This window comes from Nocardiopsis sp. CA-288880 (assembly GCF_050955985.1).
In the GTDB taxonomy this organism is placed as follows: domain Bacteria; phylum Actinomycetota; class Actinomycetes; order Streptosporangiales; family Streptosporangiaceae; genus Nocardiopsis; species Nocardiopsis tropica.
Genome location: NZ_CP192105.1, coordinates 6,753,316 through 6,770,592, shown reverse-complemented (window position 1 = coordinate 6,770,592; position 17,277 = coordinate 6,753,316). Strand labels below are relative to the sequence as shown.

At 69.7% G+C, this 17,277-nt stretch carries 12 protein-coding genes and 1 tRNA gene; 10 read left to right on the top strand and 3 right to left on the bottom strand.

Annotated features, from left to right (window positions below; genetic code table 11):
- The first annotated feature begins 51 nt into the window (after window positions 1-51).
- Window positions 52-645 (top strand): TMEM165/GDT1 family protein, encoded by a 594-nt coding sequence (locus tag ACQPYD_RS29130; RefSeq protein ID WP_433698577.1) that lies wholly within the window; start codon window positions 52-54, stop codon window positions 643-645.
- On the opposite strand, the gene ACQPYD_RS29125 is transcribed toward ACQPYD_RS29130, so the two are convergent.
- Together ACQPYD_RS29125 and ACQPYD_RS29120 are read right to left on the bottom strand one after the other, a co-directional pair.
- Complete coding sequence (locus tag ACQPYD_RS29125) at window positions 608-1,693, bottom strand: adenosine deaminase (RefSeq protein ID WP_433698576.1); 1,086 nt, start codon at window positions 1,691-1,693, stop codon at window positions 608-610. The genes ACQPYD_RS29130 and ACQPYD_RS29125 overlap by 38 nt on opposite strands.
- A 147-nt stretch (window positions 1,694-1,840) precedes the next feature.
- Window positions 1,841-3,049: a pyridoxal phosphate-dependent aminotransferase gene (locus tag ACQPYD_RS29120; protein ID WP_433698575.1), complete on the bottom strand. Its 1,209-nt coding sequence runs from the start codon at window positions 3,047-3,049 to the stop codon at window positions 1,841-1,843.
- Between the two features lie 206 nt (window positions 3,050-3,255).
- Between ACQPYD_RS29120 and ACQPYD_RS29115 the strand changes: the two genes are divergently transcribed.
- The 5 genes from ACQPYD_RS29115 (at window position 3,256) to rplA (ending at window position 6,194) form a co-directional block, all read left to right on the top strand.
- Window positions 3,256-3,328: transfer RNA gene (locus tag ACQPYD_RS29115), tRNA-Trp, on the top strand.
- Between the two features lie 100 nt (window positions 3,329-3,428).
- The gene (gene secE / locus ACQPYD_RS29110) at window positions 3,429-3,683 is read left to right on the top strand and encodes a preprotein translocase subunit SecE (RefSeq protein WP_267946703.1); all 255 of its coding nucleotides are present in this window, start codon (window positions 3,429-3,431) and stop codon (window positions 3,681-3,683) included.
- Window positions 3,684-3,853: 170 nt separating this feature from the next.
- A complete protein-coding gene (nusG, locus tag ACQPYD_RS29105) occupies window positions 3,854-4,678 on the top strand; it encodes a transcription termination/antitermination protein NusG (protein WP_433698574.1) in 825 nt (274 codons plus the stop codon).
- 287 nt (window positions 4,679-4,965) lie between these two features.
- Entirely contained in the window at window positions 4,966-5,394 is a 429-nt protein-coding gene (gene rplK / locus ACQPYD_RS29100) for a 50S ribosomal protein L11 (RefSeq protein ID WP_330159891.1), read from the top strand.
- A 122-nt stretch (window positions 5,395-5,516) separates the two neighbouring features.
- Window positions 5,517-6,194, top strand: coding sequence for a 50S ribosomal protein L1 (rplA, locus tag ACQPYD_RS29095; RefSeq protein ID WP_433698573.1), 678 nt, complete (start codon window positions 5,517-5,519; stop codon window positions 6,192-6,194).
- An 81-nt stretch (window positions 6,195-6,275) separates the two neighbouring features.
- Here rplA and ACQPYD_RS29090 read toward each other — a convergent pair whose 3' ends face one another.
- Window positions 6,276-7,118, bottom strand: a complete 843-nt coding sequence (locus tag ACQPYD_RS29090) for a hypothetical protein (RefSeq protein WP_433698572.1) — start codon at window positions 7,116-7,118, stop codon at window positions 6,276-6,278.
- A 677-nt stretch (window positions 7,119-7,795) separates the two neighbouring features.
- Between ACQPYD_RS29090 and rplJ the strand changes: the two genes are divergently transcribed.
- The 4 genes from rplJ to ACQPYD_RS29070 all read left to right on the top strand — a co-directional run bounded on the left by rplJ (window position 7,796) and on the right by ACQPYD_RS29070 (window position 17,261).
- Window positions 7,796-8,323, top strand: coding sequence for a 50S ribosomal protein L10 (rplJ, locus tag ACQPYD_RS29085; protein WP_267946699.1), 528 nt, complete (start codon window positions 7,796-7,798; stop codon window positions 8,321-8,323).
- 97 nt (window positions 8,324-8,420) lie between these two features.
- Window positions 8,421-8,804: a 50S ribosomal protein L7/L12 gene (gene rplL / locus ACQPYD_RS29080; protein WP_267946698.1), complete on the top strand. Its 384-nt coding sequence runs from the start codon at window positions 8,421-8,423 to the stop codon at window positions 8,802-8,804.
- Between the two features lie 1,076 nt (window positions 8,805-9,880).
- The gene (gene rpoB, locus ACQPYD_RS29075; protein ID WP_352983841.1) at window positions 9,881-13,348 is read left to right on the top strand and encodes a DNA-directed RNA polymerase subunit beta; all 3,468 of its coding nucleotides are present in this window, start codon (window positions 9,881-9,883) and stop codon (window positions 13,346-13,348) included.
- 34 nt (window positions 13,349-13,382) lie between these two features.
- Window positions 13,383-17,261, top strand: a complete 3,879-nt coding sequence (locus ACQPYD_RS29070) for a DNA-directed RNA polymerase subunit beta' (RefSeq protein ID WP_433698571.1) — start codon at window positions 13,383-13,385, stop codon at window positions 17,259-17,261.
- Window positions 17,262-17,277: the final 16 nt, after the last annotated feature.

Below are 17,277 nucleotides of genomic sequence, written 5' to 3'. Positions count from 1 at the left end.
GGGCGCTCTCCGCCTCCTTCCGCCCTGCACACCTCGTACGGAGGCAGACGCATGACCGCTTTTCTCGCGGGCCTCGGATTCAGCGCCGTCGCCATCTTCATCGCCGAAATGGGCGACAAGACCCAACTCGTCGCGATGTCGCTGGCCACCCGCTACCGGGCCCTGACGGTCCTCCTGGGCATCACCGCGGCCACCCTCGTCGTGCACGCCGGGAGCGTGCTCCTCGCCGAGGTCCTGGGCACCGCCATCCCCACCGACTGGCTCACCCTCGTCGCCGGCGCGGCCTTCCTCCTCTTCGGCGTGTGGACCCTGCGCGGCGACGAGATGACCGAGAACGACGAGAGGCGCGCCGCCTCCAGGCGCATCCGCTCCGCGTTCATGACCGTCTTCGTGGTCTTCCTCGTCGCCGAGCTCGGCGACAAGACCATGCTCGCCACCATCACGGTCGGCACCCAGCACCACTGGCTCCCCGTCTGGATCGGCTCGACCCTCGGCATGGTCGCCGCCGACGCCATCGCCATCGCCCTCGGCGCGGCCCTCGGCAAGAAGCTCCCCGAGCGCGCCATCCGGATCGGCGCCGCCGTCCTGTTCTTCGGGGCGGGAGCGGTCATGCTCGCCCAGGGGGCCCGGATGCTCCTGGCGTAGCGTCCGGCACGGGCTCGGGCTCCGAGGCCAGCCAGGCCTCCACCCCGCCCAGCAGCTCCTTCTTCAGCGCGTCCGGCGCGCCCGACCCGCGGATCGACATCCCCGCCAGCGCCGCCAGCTCGGCGTCCGAGAAGCCGAACACCTCGCGCGCGATCCGGTACTGCTCCACCAGGCGGGGGCCGAACAGCAGCGGGTCGTCGGTGCCCAGGGCGATCGGGACCCCCGCCTCGAAGAGTCTGCGCAGGGGCAGGTGCTCCAAGTCCTCGTACACGCCCAGGCCCACGTTGGAGGTCGGGCAGATCTCCAGGGTGACCTCCTGGGTGGCGATCCGCTCGACCAGGTACGGGTCCTCCACGGCGCGGACGCCGTGCCCGATCCGGTCGGCGCTCAGCTCGTCCAGGCACTCGCGCACGCTGCGCGGCCCCTGGAGCTCGCCCCCGTGCGGGGCGGACAGCAGGCCGGCCCGGCGGGCGATCCTGAAGGCGCCCTCGAACTCGCGGGCGCGCCCGCGCCTCTCGTCGTTGTTCAGCCCGAACGAGACGACCCCCTTGCCCGCGTACTGCCGGGCCAGCCGCGCCAGGGCCTTGGCGTCGAGGGGGTGCCTGGTCCGGTTGGCGGCCACCATCAGGCCGACGGCGACGCCGGTGTCGCGCTCGGCGGCGCGGGCCGCGTCCAGGATCAGCTCCAGGGTGGCGGTGAGACCGTCGAAGAGGGACGCGTACCCGCTCGGGTCGACCTGGATCTCCAGCCAGGCGGACCCGGCCTCGCGCTCGTCCTCGGCGGCCTCGCGCAGCAGCCGGTACATGTCCTCCGGCCTGCGCAGCACCGAGCGGGCGATGTCGTACAGGCGCTGGAAGCGGAACCAGCCGCGTTCGTCCGTGGCCCGGAGCCGGGGAGGCCACTCCTCGACCAGGGCCTGGGGAAGGTGTACTCCGCGCTCCTCGGCGAGCTCGACCAGGGTCGAGTGCCGCATCGAGCCGGTGAAGTGCAGGTGCAGGTGGGCCTTGGGCAGCCGGTCCAATCGGCGAGCGGTGGTCGGTGTCTCCATGAACCAAGCCTGCCGTATCACGGGCGCCCCCGGTGCCAGGACGCCGTACTTGCCGCGCCGGGACGGGATCGGGCGCCCCGGGCCGCGCTCCGCACGGACGGGGCGGCCCTCCGGGGCGCGCGTCCCCCGCGGGCCGCGGGCCGTCCGCTACCGCGCCTCGCCCAGCAGCCTCTGGAGCCGCCCCACGCCCTCCGCCAGGTCCTCGTCGCCGAGCGCGTAGGACAGGCGCAGGTAGCCGGGGGTGCCGAAGGCCTCTCCTGGCACCACGGCGACCTCGGCCTCCTCCAGGACGAGCTCGGCCAGCTCCGCGGAGGTCCGCGGCGTCCTGCCGCGCACCTCCCTGCCGAGCACGCCCTTCACGGACGGGTACGCGTAGAACGCGCCCAGCGGCTCCGGGCAGACCACGCCGTCGATCCCGCCGAGCATCCGGACCATCGTCCTGCGGCGGCGGTCGAAGGCCTCCCGCATCGCCTCCACGGCGGCCAGACCGCCGGAGACGGCGGCCAGGGCGGCCGCCTGCGAGACGTTGGCGACGTTCGAGGTGGCGTGCGACTGGAGGTTGGAGGCGGCCCTGACCAGGTCCTTCGGGCCGATGATCCACCCCACGCGCCATCCCGTCATCGCGTAGGTCTTCGCGACGCCGTTCACGACGACGGTGCGGTCGGCGATCTCCGGAACCTCCACGGGCAGGGAGGAGAACTCGGCGCCGCCGTACACCAGGTGCTCGTAGATCTCGTCGGTGAGGACCCACAGGCCGTGCTCGTCCGCCCAGCGGCCGATCGCCCGGACCTGCTCGCGCGGGTAGACGGCGCCCGTCGGGTTGGACGGGGACACGAACACCAGGACCTTGGTGCGCTCGGTGCGCGCGGCCTCCAACTGCTCCACGCCCGCCATGTACCCGGTGCCCTCGTCGGTGACGACGAAGACCGGCACGCCGCCCGCGAGCCTGATCGACTCGGGGTAGGTGGTCCAGTACGGGGCGACCAGGAGGACCTCGTCGCCCGGGTCCAGCATGGCGGCGAGGGCCTCGTGGACGGCCTGCTTGCCGCCGTTGGTCACCAGCACCTGCGAGGGCTCCACCGCGTAGCCGGAGTCCCGCCGGGTCTTCTCCGCGACGGCCTCGCGCAGCTCGGGGAGGCCGCCCGCCGGCGTGTAGCGGTGGAAGCGCGGGTCGCGCGCCGCCGCGACGGCCGCCTCGACGACGTGGTCGGGCGTCGGGAAGTCGGGCTCCCCCGCGCCGAAGCCGATGACGGGGCGGCCCTGCGCCTTCATGGCCTTGGCCCTGGCGTCCACGGCGAGGGTGGCGGACTCGGAGATGGCGCTGATGCGTGCGGAGACACGGGGTCGGTCGCTCATGGCGCCCATGGTGCCACGCGGTCCCGTCCCGGGCCGGGAGCCCGCGAGGCGTCTCCGGAGGGGGCGCCGGCCCTCCGGCGGTTTGGTCAGATCGGGCGAATGGGCATACACTCGGTCGCGCCGAACGGTCGTGGCCCAGGTGTTACCGGGCCATCGGTGTGCGTAGCGCACGGCGACCGGCTATGGTGGGAGCGCAGTTTCCGTCAAGGGCAGTGGCTCAATTGGTAGAGCACCGGTCTCCAAAACCGGCGGTTGGGGGTTCGAGTCCCTCCTGCCCTGCAAGTCCGCGCGAGCGGAGTGGCGGCCTCCGGGCCGACACTCCGCACGGGGCATCGGAACTACGGGGATTTCTGGCAGCCCGCGACCCTAAGGACCCCAGGTGACACAGACTGACGCCGACGCGAAGCCCGACAAGGAGCCGAAGCGTCGTACCGGTCCGGTGACGTTCACCAAGCAGGTCGTCGGTGAGCTGCGCAAGGTCCGCTGGCCCACGCGCCGCGAACTGGTGACCTACACCATCGTCGTCCTCGTCTTCGTGGTGGTCGTCCTCGGCTACGTCTCGCTCCTGGACTGGGGCTTCGGCGAGGCCATCACCTGGCTCTACGGCACCTTCGGCCGCCCTGCGGGCGTCTGACCGAGACTTCTGGGCCGCGCCTCCGGACGACCGGGGCGCGGCCCCACTCGTCCGCGCGTCGGTCCCGCGCCGCCCGGACAGACCGTAAGCTGGCATGACTGGGTTCGACGCAGACCGCTGTTCGGCGTGCGTCGCTCCGCAGAGCGCATCCGACGAGAGAAAGAGCAGCCGTGTCCGAGTCCCCACTGACCTCTGACGACTTCCCCGATGAGGAGCCGGATCAGTCGTCTGCGGAAGAGACCGGCCTGGCGGGCGAGCTGTCCGAGGACGCGGCCGACAAGGCCGACGACGACAGCCCTGCTCTGACCGGCGACGCGGACGAGAGCGCCGACGACGAGAACGACGGCGGGGCCGCCGACGGCGAGGGCGAGGAGGAGGCCGAGGAGGCCCCGCGCCTGGACCCCGTCGAGGAGTTCAAGAACGAGCTGGTCCTGCTGCCCGGCGACTGGTACGTCGTGCACACCTACGCGGGCTACGAGAAGCGGGTCAAGGCCAACGTCGAGAGCCGCACCCAGTCCCTCAACATGGAGGACTACATCTTCCAGGTCGAGGTGCCCGAGCACGAGGTCACCGAGGTCAAGAGCGGCAAGCGCCAGCAGGTCACCGAGAAGGTCCTGCCCGGCTACGTGCTCGTCCGCATGGACCTGACCGACGAGTCCTGGTCGGCGATCCGCAACACCCCCGGCGTCACCGGCTTCGTGGGCCTGTCCAACAAGCCCGCCCCGCTGAGCCTGACCGAGGTCGCCAAGCTCCTCGCGCCCGAGCCGGAGCAGGAGCCGGAGCAGGCGCAGAAGGCCCGCGCCGGCGGCGAGGTCCGCTCCGACGTGGCCTACGAGATCGGCGAGTCCGTCACGGTCATGGAGGGCCCGTTCGCCACGCTGCCCGCCACGGTCAGCGAGATCAACCCGGACACCCAGAAGCTCAAGGTGCTGGTGTCGATCTTCGGCCGCGAGACGCCGGTCGAGCTGTCCTTCACCCAGGTCGCCAAGATCTGACCCGGGCCGCCGTCCGGCGGGGCGCCGTGCCCGCCGGACGACCGTCAAGGCACTCGTCACGGCGACATAGACTTGGTGGGTCCACCCTCGCGGTGGACCCACTCTCGTGCCCCGCCCAGGCAGGGCACGTCACGGCCCGCCAGGTCCCGGCGGGCCGTCGCCCCCGCGCCCTCCGGCACGGGGCCGCGCCTCCTTCGGCAGCGGTGCCGCCGCGATCGCCACGACCGCACGGCGCCGCGGGGAGGCCAGGGACCAGCACACAACGCAGATCAGGCAAAGGACCCGATATGCCTCCGAAGAAGAAACTGGCCGCACTCGTCAAGGTGCAGCTCCCCGCCGGTCAGGCGACCCCGGCGCCGCCCGTTGGTACCGCTCTCGGCCCGCACGGCGTCAACATCATGGACTTCTGCAAGCAGTACAACGCTGCCACGGAGTCCCAGCGCGGCAACGTCATCCCCGTAGAGATCTCCATCTACGAGGACCGTTCCTTCACCTTCGTCACCAAGACGCCTCCGGCGCCGAAGCTGATCCTGAAGGCCGCCGGGCTGGACAAGGCCGCCACCGACCCGGGTCGCAGCACGGCTGGTTCCATCACCGCCGAGCAGGTCCGCGAGATCGCGCAGACCAAGCTGCCCGACCTCAACACCGACGACATCGAGGCCGCGACCAAGATCGTCGCCGGCACCGCCCGTTCGATGGGCATCGAGGTCAAGTAGCTCCCCGCACGGTGGCGCCGGCCCGGGACGGGGCGGGGCGACCGGGGACGCTCGACGTTCAAGAACCACCGTGGCAGGGCCAGGCGCTGGCCCGACGACCACACGTTCCCTAGGAGAACAGCGTGAAGCGCAGCAAGAACCACCGCAAAGCCAGCGAGCTGGTGGACCGCGACAAGCTCCACGGCCCCGCCGAGGCCGTGAAGCTCGCCAAGGAGACCTCCAGCGCCAAGTTCGACTCGACCGTCGAGGTCGCCCTGCGCCTGGGCGTCGACCCGCGCAAGGCCGACCAGATGGTCCGTGGCACCGTGAACCTGCCGCACGGCACCGGCAAGACCGCTCGGGTCCTGGTCTTCGCGACCGGTGAGCGTGCCGAGCAGGCTCTCGCCGCTGGCGCCGACATCATCGGCGACGACGAGATGATCGAGAAGGTCGCCAAGGGCTACACCGACTTCGACGCCGTCGTCGCCACCCCGGACCTCATGGGCAAGGTCGGCCGCCTGGGCCGCGTGCTCGGTCCGCGTGGCCTGATGCCGAACCCGAAGACGGGCACCGTCACCCCGGACGTGGCCAAGGCCGTGACCGACATCAAGGGCGGCAAGATCGAGTTCCGCGTGGACCGCCACGGGAACCTGCACTTCATCATCGGCAAGGCCTCCTTCGGCGAGCAGCAGCTCCTGGAGAACTACCAGGCCGCGATCGACGAGGTGAACCGCCTCAAGCCGTCGGCCGCCAAGGGCCGCTACATCAAGAAGGCCGTGGTCAGCACGACCATGGGCCCGAGCATCCCGCTCGACGCCTGACGTCCTTCCGCGTAGCCGTCCCGCAGACGGCGACGGCCCCCGCGTCCACCGGACGCGGGGGCCGTTCCCCGTACCGGGCCCCTACAGGTCGGTGATCTCGTCCTCGCCGGGGATCTCGAAGGAGGTCTCGCCCAGCTCGGAGAAGACCATGGACACGTCGGCCTTCTCGTCGGAGAAGTCGAGGCGCATCGGGAAGCCGTCCCGGCCGACCCAGATGGACACGTCGACGGAGCCGCTGACGTCACCGATCAGCTCCAGCACGGCGAGCTTCTGCTCGGCGTCCAGGGCGTCGATCTCCTCGGCGGTCATCGTGCCCTCGACGAGGGTGGTCTCGACACCGCCGACCTCCTCGGCGCCGGCCTCCTCGATCTGGTCGATCTCGGCGAAGGCGCCCACCAGGTCGGGCAGCGAGGCGATGTCGAACATCTCCTGCGGCCCCAGCTCCGCGGTGTCCTGGACGCCGCGGGCCCAGGGGGTGTCGACCTCCTGGAGGCCGTTGTGGTCGGACACCAGGGTCTCGCCCTCCGCGGGGACGATGAGGACGGTCGTGCCGAGCTCCTCGGCCGTCAGGCCGGGGTCCTCCCCGCCCAGGGCGGCGAGCTCCAGCAGCATCTCGCCGACGAAGGGCATCACCATGGTGACCTGCGCGGCCTCGGGGTCGTCCATGACCTCGTAGGTCATCGTCATGTCCACGGTGCCGAGCTCGGGGTCGGGCATGGACATGTCGAGGTCCAGCGTGTAGTTGGTGACCTCCTGCGTGCTCGAGGCGAGCTCGGCGAGCATGTCCAGGACACCGCCGCCCTCTCCGGGCTCCTCGGCCGCCTCGACCTCGACCGCCTCCTCCTCCGGGGCGCCGCCGCCGCAGGCGGTGAGGGCGAGGGCGAGGGTCCCCGCCGTGAGCAGGGAGGGCATACGCGTCTTCACGAAGGTGTTCCGCTTTCTTCGGGTGGGGGACGGGCGCGTCCGGGAGCGGGGGCGCCCGGGAGACATCTTCCCGCACACAACCGACATATCGGTCGATTATTCGCGAGTGCCCCCTCGGCGGCCGATCTCCCCGTGCGGTTCCCGTGCGTGCGCGGGGTGCGCGGACGGCCCGGAGCCGGTCCGGCGCATGTGCCGACGGTTCCCGCGCGTGCGGGGGTGCGCGCGATCACACCGGCGGTTCCGCCGGAGGGGACGAGCACCCCCGGGCGTCGGTTACGATGGAGGCTGCCGAAGACCGCTGGTCGCCACCCGCAGGGGTGGCCCTAAGGACCCATCCGCGATGGGCGCCCGCGCAGGTGTCACTAGAGCTTTCCCGTTCCGGGCGCGCACTCCGCGCCGAGAGAACGCGGTCGTGCCCCGTGCGCCTGGCGCTCGGGGCTTTTTCTCGTGCTGACGCCGATCGCGCGAGTCCTTGGGAACCGACCGGCGCTCGTACCCGCACCGGCCGGTACCGGTGGTCCACCGGGCCCCGGCCGGAAGGCAGGCGGAGCAGGAGCGGGTCCGCTCCGACTCCGCCCGGGGCGGTTTCCGGCGCACGAGTCAGGAACTCCGCCCCGCGAGGTGCGGGACACCCCGCCGTCAGGCGCGGGATCGAAGTCAATGTTGGAAGGAGTCCCATGGCGAGGCCGGACAAGGCAGCCGCGGTCGCCGAACTCACGGAGGAATTCCGTGAGTCGAGCGGCGCCGTGCTGACCGAATACCGGGGGCTCACTGTCGCGCAGATCACCGACCTGCGCAACAGCCTCGGCCAGAACGCGCGTTTTCGCATCGTCAAGAACACGCTGACCAAGATCGCGGTCAAGGAGGCCGGCGTCGACCAGGAGATCCAGGATCTTCTGGTGGGCCCGTCCGCCATCGCCTTCGTCCACGGTGACGTGGTCGAGGCCGCCAAGGGTCTGCGCGACTTCTCGAAGGCGAACTCGCCCCTGGTGATCAAGGGCGGCATCATCGACGGCAAGTCGATGAGCGCCGAGGACATCACCAAGCTGGCCGACCTGGAGTCCCGCGAGGTTCTCCTCGCGAAGCTTGCCGGCGCGCTCAAGGCCAAGCAGGGCCAGGCCGCCGCCGTCTTCCAGGCGCTTCCCTCCAAGGCCGTGCGCCTCGCGCAGGCCCTGGCGGACAAGCGTTCCCAGGAAGCTGCCTGAACCTTTTGAACCGCGGCGGGCGCCGAGGGCGCCCCGCCGAAGGCTCGCACGTGATGCCGACAGGCGCGCGTGTCTGTAGAGAAAGAGAAACCGCATCATGGCGAAGCTCAGCAACGACGACCTGCTTGCCGCTTTCGAGGAGATGACCCTTCTCGAGCTGGCCGACTTCGTGAAGCTCTTCGAGGAGAAGTTCGACGTCACCGCTGCCGCCCCGGCCGCCGTCGCCGTCGCCGGCCCCGCGGGCGCCGCTCCGGCCGAGGTCGAGGAGAAGGACGAGTTCGACGTCGTCCTCGAGTCCGCCGGCGACAAGAAGATCCAGGTCATCAAGGAGGTCCGCAGCCTCACGAGCCTGGGTCTCAAGGAGGCCAAGGACCTGGTCGACAACGCTCCGAAGCCGCTGCTCGAGGGCGTCAACAAGGAGGCCGCTGAGAAGGCCAAGGCCGCTCTCGAGGGCGCCGGCGCCACCGTCACCCTCAAGTAGTCCTCCGCGGGCCGCACAGGCCCGCTGGTCTGCTCCACGCGGCCGTCCCTCCTCCGGGAGGGGCGGCCGCGTTCGCGTTCCCGGGGCCCGGCCGTGGGACACGGGGGTCCCCGGCCCCTCGGTCCGGGTGCCGCCCCCGCACCCCGCCTTCCGCGTCCCGCGTCCCGCACCCCGCGTCCCGCGGGTGCGGCGGCGGTCCCCGCGCTCCCCGGCGGCGCCCCGCCGTCCCGCCCCTCCCCGCCGTCCCGCCCCTCCCCGCCGTCCCACCCCTCCCGGCCCCCTCCCGGCCCCCTCCCGGCCCCTTCCCGCGCGCCGCCGCGACAGGGCCCCTGGTCCCGGACCCGTGCGACGAAGGTCCCCTCTCTCCGGGTACGCCGTGTTCCGACGCCGTTCGCCCCGCCGGGTGTGCGAAGCTGAGGCGGTTCGGGAGCACCAGGTCAGGGGCCGCGTGTGCGAACTGTCCCCCGAACGCGGTAATCTCCCGTCCCGGGAATCCCGACGAGGCCCCGGGAGAGGGTTTACCCGCCCCCCGCGGGGGAACCTTTTCCGGTGTCCGACGGGCTCACAACCCCCTGGGGCCAGGGCAGGCGCGCCAGCTCCACCGATCCCGGTCGAGGGCGATCCCCGAGGGTTGCGAGAGACGGCGGACCGGAGCCGGTCCGCCGACGGACGGCTCCCCCTCGGGGGAGCGGACGGGCAGACGGCCCGAGGCCGGACACCCCTGTGCCGGAGACGGCGGAGGGGCTGGTCCACGGTCGGAGGTTCTCCGTCGCGGGCCGAGCGGGACGACGGCCGGGCTTGACGGATCGCCCTTCACGGGTGATCCTGCCGGTGTCGTGAGTTGCGCTGTGGACCGTGAGTGGACAGCGGTGTGGTGTTCGGCTACACTGCTCTTTTGCGCTGCCCTTTGGTGATCCCTGTGCCGGTGCACGGCTGCCACCCATCCCATTTCTGGACATACGGTGGCCCGTCACCCGCTCGATGTGACCGTCTCAACCGCGTTGCGGCGGTCCCTCTCGTGACGGATCGTCTGGCGTGCGCGCTTCAACCGCCACAAGCCTTCGGAAGGACCCCTGTTGGCAGCCTCGCGCAACGCCTCCGCTAACGCCCTTGGTCCGCACCGCGTTTCTTTCGCCCGTATCCAGGAACCCCTCGAGGTTCCGAACCTTCTGGCCCTGCAGACCGAGTCGTTCGACTGGCTGCTGGGCAACGACAAGTGGAAGACCCGGGTCGAGACGGCCCGAAACGCCGGCCGCAAGGACGTTCCGGAGCAGTCCGGTCTCGAAGAGATCTTCGAGGAGATCAGCCCGATCGAGGACTTCTCGGGCACGATGTCCCTCTCGTTCCGCGACCACCGGTTCGAGCCGCCCAAGTACTCCGAGGAGGAGTGCAAGGACAAGGACATGACCTACTCCGCCCCGATGTTCGTCACGGCGGAGTTCATCAACAACGACACCGGTGAGATCAAGAGCCAGACGGTGTTCATGGGCGACTTCCCGCTCATGACCGTCAAGGGCACCTTCATCATCAACGGCACCGAGCGCGTCGTCGTGTCCCAGCTGGTCCGCTCCCCGGGCGTCTACTTCGACCGGTCCGTCGACAAGACCACCGACAAGGACCTCTTCGGCTGCAAGGTCATCCCGTCCCGCGGTGCCTGGCTGGAGTTCGAGGTCGACAAGCGCGACTTCGTCGGCGTCCGCATCGACCGCAAGCGCAAGCAGGGCGTCACCGTCCTGCTCAAGGCGCTGGGCTGGACCACCGACCAGATCCTGGAGCGGTTCGGCCAGTACGAGTCCATCCGCAACACGCTGGAGAAGGACCCCACGGCGGGCACCGACGACGCGCTGCTGGACATCTACCGCAAGCTGCGCCCCGGAGAGCCGCCCACGAAGGAGTCGGCCCAGGCGCTGTTGGAGAACCTCTACTTCAACCCCAAGCGCTACGACCTCGCCAAGGTCGGCCGCTACAAGATCAACAAGAAGCTCGGCCTCGACGCCGACTACACGCAGGGCACGCTGACCGAGGACGACATCGTCGCCACGATCGACTACATGGTCCGCCTGCACGCGGGCGAGGTGGAGAAGGAGACCGTCAACGGCCTCCGCCCGATCGAGACCGACGACATCGACCACTTCGGCAACCGCCGCCTGCGCACCGTCGGCGAGCTCATCCAGAACCAGGTCCGCCTGGGCCTGGCCCGCATGGAGCGCGTCGTCCGCGAGCGGATGACCACCCAGGACGTCGAGGCGATCACGCCGCAGACCCTGATCAACATCCGCCCCGTCGTCGCCTCCATCAAGGAGTTCTTCGGCACCTCGCAGCTGTCCCAGTTCATGGACCAGACCAACCCGCTCGCGGGCCTGACCCACAAGCGCCGCCTCTCGGCGCTGGGTCCGGGCGGTCTGTCCCGTGAGCGCGCGGGCTTCGAGGTGCGCGACGTGCACCCCTCCCACTACGGCCGCATGTGCCCGATCGAGACCCCCGAGGGTCCCAACATCGGTCTGATCGGCTCCCTGGCGGGCTACGGGCGGGTCAACTCCTTCGGCTTCGTGGAGACCCCGTACCGCAAGGTCATCGACGGGCGCATCTCCGACCAGGTCGACTACCTGACCGCGGACGAGGAGGACCTGTACGTCATCGCGCAGGCCAACACGCCGCTGAACGCCGACGGCACCTTCGCCGAGGCCGGCGTGCTCGTGCGCCGCAAGGGCGGGGAGTTCGAGCAGGTCAGCACCGACGAGGTCGACTACATGGACGTGTCGCCGCGCCAGATGGTGTCGGTCGCCACCGCCATGATCCCGTTCCTGGAGCACGACGACGCCAACCGCGCGCTCATGGGCTCCAACATGCAGCGCCAGGCCGTGCCGCTGCTGCGCGCCGAGTCGCCGTTCGTCGGCACCGGCATGGAGTACCGCGCCGCGACCGACGCCGGCGAGGTCATCCTCAACGAGAAGGCCGGCGTCGTCGAGGACGTCACCGCCGACTACGCCACGATCATGGCGGACGACGGCACGCGCAAGACGTACCGCATGGGCAAGTTCCAGCGCTCCAACCAGGGCACCTGCTTCAACCAGCGGCCGATCGTCAGCGAGGGCCAGCGGGTCGAGGCCAACCAGGTCCTCGCCGACGGACCCTCCACCGACCAGGGTGAGATGTCGCTCGGCAAGAACCTGCTCGTGGCCTACATGTCCTGGGAGGGCCACAACTACGAGGACGCGATCATCCTCTCCCAGCGCCTGGTGCAGGACGACGTCCTCTCCTCGATCCACATCGAGGAGCACGAGGTCGACGCCCGCGACACCAAGCTGGGCCCGGAGGAGATCACCCGCGAGATCCCCAACGTCAGCGAGGAGGTCCTGGCCGACCTCGACGACCGGGGCATCATCCGGATCGGCGCCGAGGTCGTGGACGGCGACATCCTCGTCGGCAAGGTCACGCCCAAGGGCGAGACCGAGCTGACCCCGGAGGAGCGCCTGCTGCGCGCCATCTTCGGCGAGAAGGCCCGCGAGGTCCGCGACACCTCCCTGAAGGTGCCGCACGGCGAGACCGGCAAGGTCATCGGCGTGCGCGTGTTCAGCCGTGAGGAGGGCGACGAGCTCGCCCCCGGCGTCAACGAGATGGTCCGCGTCTACGTGGCCCAGAAGCGCAAGATCACCGACGGTGACAAGCTCGCCGGCCGCCACGGCAACAAGGGCGTCATCTCCAAGATCCTGCCGCAGGAGGACATGCCCTTCCTGGAGGACGGCACCCCGGTCGACATCATCCTCAACCCGCTGGGCGTGCCCGGCCGGATGAACGTCGGCCAGGTCCTGGAGGTCCACCTCGGGTGGCTGGCCAAGAACGGCTGGCTGGTCGAGGGGGTGGAGGAGGAGTGGCAGAAGTCGCTCCACGCGATCGGCGCGGCCGAGGTCCCGCCGAACTCGCGCGTGGCCACCCCGGTCTTCGACGGCCTGCACGGTGACGAGCTCAGCGGCCTGATCCAGTCGGTGCGCCCGAACAAGGACGGCAACCGCCTCATCAACGAGGACGGCAAGGCGCGCCTGTTCGACGGCCGCACCGGCGAGCCGTTCGCCGAGCCGATCTCGGTCGGCTACAAGTACATCCTCAAGCTCCACCACCTCGTGGACGACAAGATCCACGCGCGCTCCACCGGCCCGTACTCCATGATCACCCAGCAGCCGCTGGGCGGTAAGGCGCAGTTCGGCGGTCAGCGCTTCGGTGAGATGGAGGTCTGGGCGCTGGAGGCCTACGGCGCCGCCTACGCGCTCCAGGAGCTGCTCACCATCAAGTCCGACGACGTGGTGGGCCGGGTCAAGGTCTACGAGGCCATCGTCAAGGGCGAGAACATCCCCGAGCCGGGTATCCCTGAGTCCTTCAAGGTGCTCATCAAGGAGATGCAGTCGCTCTGTCTGAACGTGGAGGTGCTGTCCAGTGACGGTATGTCCATCGAGATGCGGGACAGTGACGAGGACGTCTTCCGCGCGGCGGAAGAACTGGGAATCGACCTGGGGCGGCGAGAGCCCAGCAGTGTCGAAGAGGTCTAACTTCCGCGGATTTCGAGAGCAGGGGACGAATTAAGTGCTCGACGTCAACTTCTTCGACGAGCTGCGGATTGGCCTCGCCACCGCCGACGACATTCGCCAGTGGTCGCACGGCGAGGTCAAGAAGCCCGAAACCATCAACTACCGGACCCTCAAGCCCGAGAAGGACGGACTCTTCTGCGAGAAGATCTTCGGTCCGACCCGGGACTGGGAGTGCTACTGCGGCAAGTACAAGCGCGTCCGCTTCAAGGGCATCATCTGTGAGCGCTGCGGCGTCGAGGTGACCCGTGCCAAGGTGCGACGCGAGCGGATGGGCCACATCGAGCTGGCCGCTCCCGTCACGCACATCTGGTACTTCAAGGGCGTGCCCTCCCGCCTGGGCTACCTGCTGGACCTGGCTCCGAAGGATCTCGAGAAGATCATCTACTTCGCCGCCTACATGGTCACGTGGGTGGACACCGAGGCCCGTGAGCGCGACCTCCAGTCCCTGGAGGCGCGGATCTCGGTCGAGAAGCAGCACCTGGAGCAGCGCCGCGACTCCACCATCGAGGAGCGGCACCGCAAGCTCGAGGCCGACCTGGCCGAGCTCGAGGAGCAGGGCGCCAAGGGCGACGCGCGCCGCAAGGTCCGCGAGGGCGCCGAGCGCGAGATGCGCCAGCTCCGCGACCGTGCCCAGCGCGAGATCGACCGCCTCGACGAGGTCTGGAACCGCTTCAAGAACCTCAAGGTCCAGGACCTCGAGGGCGACGAGATGCTCTACCGCGAGATGCGGGACCGCTTCGGGAAGTACTTCCGCGGCGGCATGGGCGCCCAGGCCATCCAGGACCGGCTCGCCAACTTCGAGCTGGACGTGGAGGCCGAGAAGCTCCGCGAGACCATCCGCACCGGCAAGGGCCAGAAGAAGGCCCGCGCCCTGAAGAGGCTCAAGGTCGTCTCGGCGTTCCTCAACACCACCAACAGCCCCATGGGCATGGTGCTCGACTGCATCCCGGTCATCCCGCCGGACCTGCGTCCGATGGTGCAGCTGGACGGCGGCCGCTTCGCGACCTCCGACCTCAACGACCTGTACCGCCGCGTGATCAACCGGAACAACCGCCTCAAGCGGCTGCTCGACCTCGGCGCGCCCGAGATCATCGTCAACAACGAGAAGCGGATGCTCCAGGAGGCCGTCGACGCGCTGTTCGACAACGGCCGCCGTGGACGCCCGGTCACCGGTCCCGGCAACCGGCCGCTCAAGTCGCTGTCCGACATGCTCAAGGGCAAGCAGGGCCGCTTCCGCCAGAACCTGCTCGGCAAGCGCGTCGACTACTCCGGCCGTTCGGTCATCGTCGTCGGCCCGCAGCTGAAGCTGCACCAGTGCGGTCTGCCCAAGCAGATGGCCCTGGAGCTCTTCAAGCCGTTCGTGATGAAGCGCCTGGTCGACCTGAACCACGCGCAGAACATCAAGAGCGCCAAGCGCATGGTGGAGCGGTCCCGCCCGGTCGTGTGGGACGTCCTCGAAGAGGTCATCACCGAGCACCCGGTGCTGCTCAACCGCGCCCCGACGCTGCACCGCCTGGGCATCCAGGCCTTCGAGCCGCAGCTGGTCGAGGGCAAGGCCATCCAGATCCACCCGCTCGTCTGCACGGCGTTCAACGCCGACTTCGACGGCGACCAGATGGCCGTGCACCTGCCGCTGTCCGCCGAGGCCCAGGCCGAGGCGCGGCTGCTGATGCTGGCGACCAACAACATCCTCAAGCCGTCCGACGGCAAGCCCGTGACCATGCCCACCCAGGACATGATCATCGGCCTGTACTACCTGACGACGGAGAAGGCCGACGCCAAGGGCCAGGGCCGCGCGTTCCGCTCCCCGGCCGAGGCGATCATGGCCTACGACCTGGGCGACCTGGACCTGCAGGCGAAGATCCGCCTGCGGATCGCCGACGGCGCCCCGGCCCCGAAGGACTGGACGCCGCCGGAGGGCTGGCAGCAGGGCGACGTGTACGTCCTGGAGACGACCCTGGGCCGGTACCTCTTCAACGAGACCACCCCGGTCGACTACCCGTACGTCAACTTCCAGGTGGGCAAGAAGCAGGTCTCGGTCCTGGTCAACGACCTCGCCGAGAACTACCCCAAGGTCCAGGTCGCCACGACCCTGGACGCCCTGAAGGACGCGGGCTACCACTGGGCCACCCGGTCCGGCCTGACCATCGGCATCGAGGACGTCGTCGCGCCTCCGCGCAAGACGGAGATCCTCGAGGGGTACGAGCGCAAGGCCGACAAGATCCAGCGCGAGTACGACCGCGGTCTCATCACCGACGACGAGCGCCGCCAGGAGCTCACCGAGGTGTGGACCCAGGCCACCGCCGAGGTCGCGCAGAACATGGAGGACAACTTCCCCGCCGACAACCCGGTGTGGATGATGGTCCAGTCCGGCGCCCGAGGCAACCCGATGCAGGTGCGCCAGATCGCGGGTATCCGCGGCCTGGTCTCCAACACCAAGGGTGAGACGATCCCGCGTCCGATCAAGTCCTCCTACCGCGAGGGCCTGTCGGTGCTGGAGTACTTCATCTCCACGCACGGCCAGCGCAAGGGCCTGGCGGACACCGCCCTGCGCACCGCCGACTCGGGTTACCTGACCCGTCGTCTGGTGGACGTCGCGCAGGACGTCATCGTCCGCGAGATCGACTGCGGCACGGACCGTTCGATCTGGCACGAGATCGGTGAGAAGAACGCCGCCGGCGTCGTCGTGCGCAAGCACAACGTCGAGAACACCGGTTTCGGCCGCACCCTCTCCGAGGACGTGACGGGGCCGGACGGCAAGCTCGTCCTGCCCGCGCTCAGCGACACCTCCGAGCAGAACATCGACAAGCTGATCGCGGCCGGGTTCACCCGCGTGCGCATCCGCTCGTCGCTGACCTGCGAGGCCAAGATCGGCGTCTGCACCACCTGCTACGGCCGCTCCATGGCGACCGGCAAGCCGGTGGACGTCGGCGAGGCGATCGGCATCATCGCGGCGCAGTCCATCGGTGAGCCCGGCACCCAGCTGACCATGCGTACCTTCCACATGGGCGGTTCCGCGGGTCAGGACATCACGCACGGTCTGCCCCGTGTCCAGGAGCTCTTCGAGGCCCGCATCCCCAAGGGTGTGGCCCCGATCTCCGAGATGGAGGGCCGGATCCGGATCGACGACACCGAGAAGAGCCGCAAGATCGTCGTCATCCCCGACGACGGCACGGACGAGATCGCCTACCCGGTCCCGATGCGTGCGCAGCTCCTCGTCAGCGACGGCGACCACGTCACGGTCGGCCAGCAGCTGATCCAGGGTGCGATCAACCCGCACGAGGTTCTTCGCATCCAGGGCCCGCGCGCGGTGCAGCAGCACCTCGTGTCGGAGGTCCAGGAGGTGTACAAGTCGCAGGGTGTGTCCATCCACGACAAGCACATCGAGATCATCGTCCGCCAGATGCTCAAGCGGGTGAACATCCTGGAGTCGGGCGACACCGAGCTCCTGCCCGGCGAGATGGTCGAGCGTCCGAAGTTCGAGCGGATCAACCGCCGCGTCGTCTCCGAGGGCGGACAGCCCGCGGCCGGACGCCCGGTGCTGCTCGGGATCACCAAGGCCTCGCTGGCCACGGAGTCCTGGCTGTCGGCGGCCTCCTTCCAGGAGACCACCCGGGTGCTCACCGAGAACGCCATCCACGGCAAGAGCGACCCGCTGCTCGGCCTCAAGGAGAACGTCATCATCGGTAAGCTCATCCCGGCCGGTACCGGTATTCCGCAGTACCGCAACATCCGGGTGGAGCCCACCGAGGAGGCGAAGGCCTCGATGTACTCGGTCTCCGGGTACGAGGAGCCGAGCGAGTACACCTTCGGCCAGGGGTCCGGCGAGGCCGTCCCGCTGGAGGAGTACGACTTCGGGCCGTACAACCGGTAAGAGCGGTTTGAACTGA

What these genes read in the sequence shown, in the direction of transcription:
- ACQPYD_RS29130 (WP_433698577.1), top strand. Translation starts at nt 52, where the DNA reads ATGACCGCTTTTCTCGCGGGCCTCGGATTCAGCGCCGTCGCCATCTTC.
- ACQPYD_RS29125 (WP_433698576.1), bottom strand. Translation starts at nt 1,693, where the DNA reads ATGGAGACACCGACCACCGCTCGCCGATTGGACCGGCTGCCCAAGGCC.
- ACQPYD_RS29120 (WP_433698575.1), bottom strand. Translation starts at nt 3,049, where the DNA reads ATGAGCGACCGACCCCGTGTCTCCGCACGCATCAGCGCCATCTCCGAG.
- rplK (WP_330159891.1), top strand. Translation starts at nt 4,966, where the DNA reads ATGCCTCCGAAGAAGAAACTGGCCGCACTCGTCAAGGTGCAGCTCCCC.
- rplJ (WP_267946699.1), top strand. Translation starts at nt 7,796, where the DNA reads ATGGCGAGGCCGGACAAGGCAGCCGCGGTCGCCGAACTCACGGAGGAA.
- rplL (WP_267946698.1), top strand. Translation starts at nt 8,421, where the DNA reads ATGGCGAAGCTCAGCAACGACGACCTGCTTGCCGCTTTCGAGGAGATG.